Origin of the sequence: Micromonospora sp. NPDC049799 (assembly GCF_040656655.1) — a bacterium.
In the GTDB taxonomy this organism is placed as follows: domain Bacteria; phylum Actinomycetota; class Actinomycetes; order Mycobacteriales; family Micromonosporaceae; genus Micromonospora.
In genome coordinates this window covers 1-5,667 of record NZ_JBFAMU010000325.1, presented here as the reverse complement: position 1 = coordinate 5,667, position 5,667 = coordinate 1, and the positions used below count along the sequence as shown (strand labels likewise).

Sequence of the window (5,667 nt, the reverse complement as noted above, 5' to 3'; positions counted from 1 at the left end):
GAGTACTCGGGGTCGGTGATCTGCTCGACCGTGCCCCAACCCGAGGACGGGCGCTGCTGGAACAGGCCCTGCGAGTCGTGGTCGTTGCGCTCACCGAGGTGACCCAGGTTCTCCAGCTTCGACTCCTGCAGCGCGGTGGCGATCGCGACCACGGCGGCGCGCTGGTCCATGTCGGCCTTCTTCGTCGCGGCGATGATCGCCTTGACGTTGCCGACCTGCTCGTCGGTGAGGTCGATGTGGGACTGCTTGCCCTGCACACCGTGCGGGATCAGCTTGCCGGTGTCGGCCTTGTCGGCCTGCACCACGGCGACCGGGGTCGACTCGACGGCCGGGGCGGCGGTGGCGGGGCCGGCGAAGATGCCACCGGCGAAGGCGATACCAGCGATACCGAGAACGCTCTTACGCAGGATCGTGTTCATGAGGAAGCTCCTTCGGGGGTCAGCACCCCGGGCCGAGGGGGATCGGCCATGCCGGGGTGCGAGGCACCATCCGGTGCTCAAGGAAGTTCAGGGGATCGGCACACGCTCACCGGAGCAGGGGGTTGCTCGTCCGCGGTGCCAGGGGGATGTAACGACCGGCCGCCCGCCGTCATTCCGGGGGCCGGGGACCCGCAGTCGGCGGTCCCGTGTTCGTCGAGGGGATTCAACGACCGGCCGGCCACCAACATTCCGGCGCCGGGCGACCCACGCCTGGGGCTGCGCGTCCTGCTCGATCGTCCACCAATGTAACGACCCCCGACCGGCCACCATTCCGCCGCCAGGATGCCCCCGGTCACACTCCCAAAACCGGACACCCGAGGCGAGACCGGACACGGTGACCCAGGACCCCACAGCCGTCTGGGAGGACCTCGGTCTGGTTGTTGATCGACTCGGGCGCCGTGAAGTCGGGGTGTCCGGATGGGGTCGATGCGCCGGTTTCAGTGATACCGGGACGGGGCTGGTGGTCGCGGGTGGTGGCGGACACACTTGACGGTCTGACGATATGTGCAAGAGTTGTCAGTATGTCGAATGAACGTCTGGAGGCCATCCTCGCCGCCGCGTACGAGTGCTTCACGCGCCACGGCGTGCGCCGCACGACGATGGACGACATCGCGGCCACGGCCGGCATGTCCCGTCCCGCCGTGTACCAGTACGTCCGCAACAAGGACGACGCGTACCGGCGTCTCGCCGAGCGACTCTTCGCCGGCTCACTCGCCGAGGCGCGGGCCGCCGCCGCCGATCCGGCCGCCTCGACCGCTCAGCGGCTCACGGCGGCGCTCGGTGCGAAGCTGGAGCTGACGCTGACCCTGCACCGGGACAGCCGGCACGCCGCCGAACTGCTCGACACCAGCACCAGGCTGACCGGGGACCTCGTCGAGGCGTACACCCGGGAGCTGACCGACGTGGTGGCCGGCGCGCTCGCCGACCGCGCGGGCTCGCGGGCCCGCGCGGTGGCCGAGGTGCTGGTCGCGCTCACCCGCGGCCTGGAAGCCGACCTCACCGACCCCGACCTGCCCCGGCAGCGGCTGCGCGACGGCGTCGCGCTCGTCGTGGCCGGGCTGGAGAAGCCTGGAGACCTCTCATGACCACCGTCCTCATCACCGGCACCTCCTCCGGCATCGGCCGGGCCACCGCGCGACGGCTCGCCCGCCGCCCCGAGCTGACCGTCTACGCGACCGCCCGCAAGGTCGAGGCGATCGCGGACCTGGCCGAGGCCGGCGCCCGGCTGCTCCCCCTCGACGTGACCGACGAGGCGTCGATGGCCGCCGCCGTGGCCGCCATCGAGGCCGAGCACGGCCAGGTCGACGTGCTGATCAACAACGCCGGTTACGGTGAGTACGGCCCGATCGAGGAGACCCCGATGGCCCGGGTCCGGGCGCAGTTCGAGACGAACGTGTTTGGGCTCAGCCGACTCACCCAGCTGGTGCTGCCCGGGATGCGCCGGGCGGGGAAGGGCCGCATCGTCAACGTCAGCTCGATGGGCGGCCGGATCGTCTTCCCCGGCGGCGGCTACTACCACGCCAGCAAGTACGCGGTGGAGGCCATCTCCGACGCGCTGCGCCAGGAGGTGCGACCCTTCGGCATCGACGTGGCGATCATCGAACCCGGCCTGATCCGTACCGGCTTCGGCGCGGTGGCCGCCGATTCCCTCGGCGCGGGCGCGGACCCGTCCGGGCCGTACGGGAGCATGGTGGCCGCGGTCGACGCGGCGATGTCCACGTCGTACGGGAACAAGCTGCTCGCCGCCACTCCGGACACGGTGGCGCGGGTGATCGAGCGCGCGGTGACCGCCCGCCGGCCACGGACCCGGTACCTGGTCACGGCGGCGGCGTGGGCCATGGTGCACACCCGCCGCCTGTTCGGTGCGCGCGTGTTCGACTCGGTCAACCGGTACCAGTTCCGCTGACCGGGGACCGGAGCGGGCGGGTGAACCGGACGATCCCGCCCGCCGCCGCGGCGCCGCGACTAGCCTCGGGTGAGAGCCGGGCGCGACGCCTGCGGAGGTGATGTCCGATGCCCGCACCCACCGACGCGGTGCTGGTCGGGGTCGGCTCGGAGCGCAACCTGCCGCTGGTCCGCCTGGCCGCCCAGGAGGCCGCCGCGCACGACCGCCCGCTGCACCTGGTGCACGCGTTCGACTGGGCGGGCGCGTTCGAGGCCCAGTCGGTGGCCGGGCCCCGCGCCGAGGCCGAGGACCTGATCTCCCGGGCGGCGGCCGCGGCCAACGAGGTGGAGCCGGCGGTCCCGGTCAGCGGGGAGATCGTCGAGGGCGGACCGGTGCCAGCCCTGGTGCGCCGGTCGGAGACGGCGTTTTTGGTCGCCGTCGGCGACGGCGGGATGGCCAACTGCGCGACCTGCGTACCGACGGATGCCCCGGCGGTGCAGCTGGCCGCCCGCGCGGGCAGTCCGGTGCTGGTCGCCCGCCGCGACCCGCCCCCGCAGGGGCCGGTCCTGGTCGGCGTCGACGGCTCCGCCAGCTCGCAGCGGGCCCTGGCCTGGGCGTACGACTGCGCCGCCCGGCGGGAGGCGCGGCTGCTCGTCGTCCGGGTCGTCGAGGAGGACGGATCCGACGACCCGGACCTGCTCGCCGGGATCGTGGCCCGCTGCGGGGCGGCACACCCGGAGGTGTCCGCCGAGTGCCACACCATCCGCGGCGATCCCGGCACCGTCCTGGTCGAGCAGTCCCGCTCGGCCCAGCTGTCCGTGGTCTCCGCACGGGGTGACGATCCGTGGCGCGGCATGCTCGGCGCCGTCAGCCAGTCCCTGCTGTACCACGCGCCGTCGCCGGTGATCGTCGTACGGGGAATCGCCGCCCCGCCGGGCGACGGCGCGTGACGGTCCCGGCGGGCGTACCGGGTCGCACGTCCGGGCGAGTCGGGACCAACGGCACTGATCCACAGCGGCCGATCCGGCGAAGCTCGAAGGCGAATCGGCGTTCTAAGGATGCACGACTCCCCCAACCGCGAGAGGCTCGACAGTATGGACACCGCTCTCGACCTGCACAGCCCCCTGACCGAAGACGAGCTGCGCCGGCTGGACGCCTACTGGCGGGCGGCGAACTACCTGACGGTCGGGCAGATCTACCTGCTGGACAATCCGCTGCTCCGGGAGCCGCTCAGGCCGGAGCACGTCAAGCCGCGGCTGCTCGGTCACTGGGGCACCAGCCCCGGCCTGAACCTGCTCTACGCCCACCTCAACCGGGTCATCGTCGCCCGTGACCTGCCCGCCATCTTCGTGACCGGCCCGGGCCACGGCGGCCCGGCCATCGTCGCGAACACCTGGCTGGAGGGCACCTGGAGCGAGCGCTACCACGGCGTCGGCCGAGACGAGGCCGGCATGGCCGAGCTGTTCCGGCAGTTCTCGTTCCCCGGCGGCATCCCCAGCCACGTCGCGGCGGAGGTGCCGGGTTCGATCCACGAGGGCGGCGAGCTGGGGTACGCCCTCAGCCACGCCTACGGCGCGGCGTTCGACAACCCGGACCTGCTGGTCGCCTGCGTCATCGGCGACGGTGAGGCGGAGACCGGTCCGCTCGCCGGCAGTTGGCTCTCCAACGTGTTCCTCAACCCGGCCCGCGACGGCGCGGTGCTGCCGATCCTGCACCTCAACGGCTACAAGATCGCCAACCCGACCGTGCTGGAGCGGATCCCCGCCGACGACCTGAGCGCGATGATGCGCGGCTTCGGCTACCAGCCGTACGTCGTGGAGGGCGACGACCCGGTCCGCGTGCACCAGACGCTGGCCGCCACCATGGACCGGGTCCTCGACGAGATCGCCGAGATCCAGCGGCGGGCCCGTTCGGGCGGACCGGTCGAGCGTCCCCGCTGGCCGATGATCATCCTGCGGACGCCGAAGGGCTGGACCGGCCCGCGCGAGGTCGACGGCAAGCAGGTCGAGGGGACCTACCGCGCGCACCAGGTGCCGCTGTCGGAGGTCCGCAAGAACCCGGAGCACCTGGCCGACCTGGAGCGCTGGCTGCGCAGCTACCGGCCCGAGGAGCTGTTCGACGCCACCGGCGCCCCGGTCGCCGACCTGGCCGACCTGCCGCCGCGCGGAGACCGGCGGATGAGCGCCAACCCGGTGACCAACGGCGGTGTCGTGCTGCGCGACCTCGCGCTGCCGGACTTCCGCGACTACGCCGTGGACGTACCGCGTCCGGGCGACACGGTCGCCGGCGCCACCGGCGCGCTGGGCACGTGGATCCGCGACGTGATCGCCGCCAACCCGGAGACGTTCCGCCTGTTCGGGCCGGACGAGGTCGCCTCCAACCGGCTCGGCGCGGCGTTCGAGGTCACCGACCGGGCCTGGATGGCCGCCACCGTCCCCGGGGACGACCACCTCTCGCCGGACGGACGGGTGATGGAGGTCCTCTCCGAGCACCTGTGCCAGGGCTGGCTGGAGGGTTACCTGCTCACCGGCCGACACGGCGTCTTCACCAGCTACGAGGCCTTCATCCACATCGTCGACTCGATGCTCAACCAGCACGCGAAGTGGCTGAAGGTGACCCGGGGCATCCCCTGGCGCCAGCCGGTCGCGTCGCTGAACTACCTGCTGTCCAGCCACGTGTGGCGGCAGGACCACAACGGGTTCTCCCACCAGGACCCCGGCTTCATCGACCACGTGGCCAACAAGAAGGCCGAGGTCGTCCGGGTCTACCTCCCGCCGGACGCCAACACCCTGTTGTCCACGATGGACCACTGCCTGCGCAGCCGGCACTACATCAACGTCGTGGTGGCCGGGAAGCAGCCGGCGCCGAACTGGCTGTCGATGGAGGAGGCGATCCAGCACTGCCGGCGCGGCCTGGGCATCTGGGACTGGGCCAGCACGGACGCCGGCAGCGAGCCGGACGTGGTGCTCGCCTGCGCCGGCGACGTGCCGACGCTGGAGACCCTCGCCGCGGCGGACCTGCTGCACCGGCACCTGCCGGAGCTGAGGGTCCGATTGGTCAACGTGGTCGACCTGATGCGACTTCAGCCGTCGTCGGAGCACCCGCACGGGCTGACCGACTCCGAGTTCGACACCATCTTCACGCAGGATCGGCCGGTCATCTTCGCTTACCACGGCTATCCCTGGCTCATCCACCGGCTCACCTACCGGCGGACCAACCACGACAACCTGCACGTACGCGGATACAAGGAGGAGGGCACCACCACCACGCCGTTCGACATGGTGATGCTCAACGACCTGGACC

Annotated in this window: 5 protein-coding genes; 4 read left to right on the top strand and 1 reads right to left on the bottom strand. The window is 71.9% G+C overall.

Going from position 1 to position 5,667, the window contains the following annotated elements:
* The coding region (locus AB0I76_RS21160; protein WP_357038034.1) for a hypothetical protein at window positions 1-419 on the bottom strand (419 nt) is incomplete at its 3' end.
* 581 nt (window positions 420-1,000) lie between these two features.
* On the opposite strand from AB0I76_RS21160, the gene AB0I76_RS21155 reads away from it, so the two are divergent.
* From AB0I76_RS21155 to AB0I76_RS21140, 4 genes are all read left to right on the top strand, one after another.
* The gene (locus AB0I76_RS21155; protein WP_357038031.1) at window positions 1,001-1,564 is read left to right on the top strand and encodes a helix-turn-helix domain-containing protein; all 564 of its coding nucleotides are present in this window, start codon (window positions 1,001-1,003) and stop codon (window positions 1,562-1,564) included.
* Window positions 1,561-2,385 carry an oxidoreductase gene (locus AB0I76_RS21150; protein WP_357038028.1) on the top strand — a complete coding sequence of 275 codons (825 nt, stop codon included), beginning with the start codon at window positions 1,561-1,563 and terminating at the stop codon, window positions 2,383-2,385. The genes AB0I76_RS21155 and AB0I76_RS21150 overlap by 4 nt, the downstream gene beginning before the upstream one ends.
* A 107-nt stretch (window positions 2,386-2,492) precedes the next feature.
* Window positions 2,493-3,314 (top strand): universal stress protein, encoded by an 822-nt coding sequence (locus tag AB0I76_RS21145; protein ID WP_357038025.1) that lies wholly within the window; start codon window positions 2,493-2,495, stop codon window positions 3,312-3,314.
* Window positions 3,315-3,458: 144 nt separating this feature from the next.
* A partial coding sequence (locus tag AB0I76_RS21140) for a phosphoketolase family protein (protein ID WP_357038022.1) occupies window positions 3,459-5,667 on the top strand: 2,209 nt, incomplete at its 3' end.

What these genes read in the sequence shown, in the direction of transcription:
- AB0I76_RS21155 (WP_357038031.1), top strand. Translation starts at nt 1,001, where the DNA reads ATGTCGAATGAACGTCTGGAGGCCATCCTCGCCGCCGCGTACGAGTGC.
- AB0I76_RS21145 (WP_357038025.1), top strand. Translation starts at nt 2,493, where the DNA reads ATGCCCGCACCCACCGACGCGGTGCTGGTCGGGGTCGGCTCGGAGCGC.
- AB0I76_RS21150 (WP_357038028.1), top strand. Translation starts at nt 1,561, where the DNA reads ATGACCACCGTCCTCATCACCGGCACCTCCTCCGGCATCGGCCGGGCC.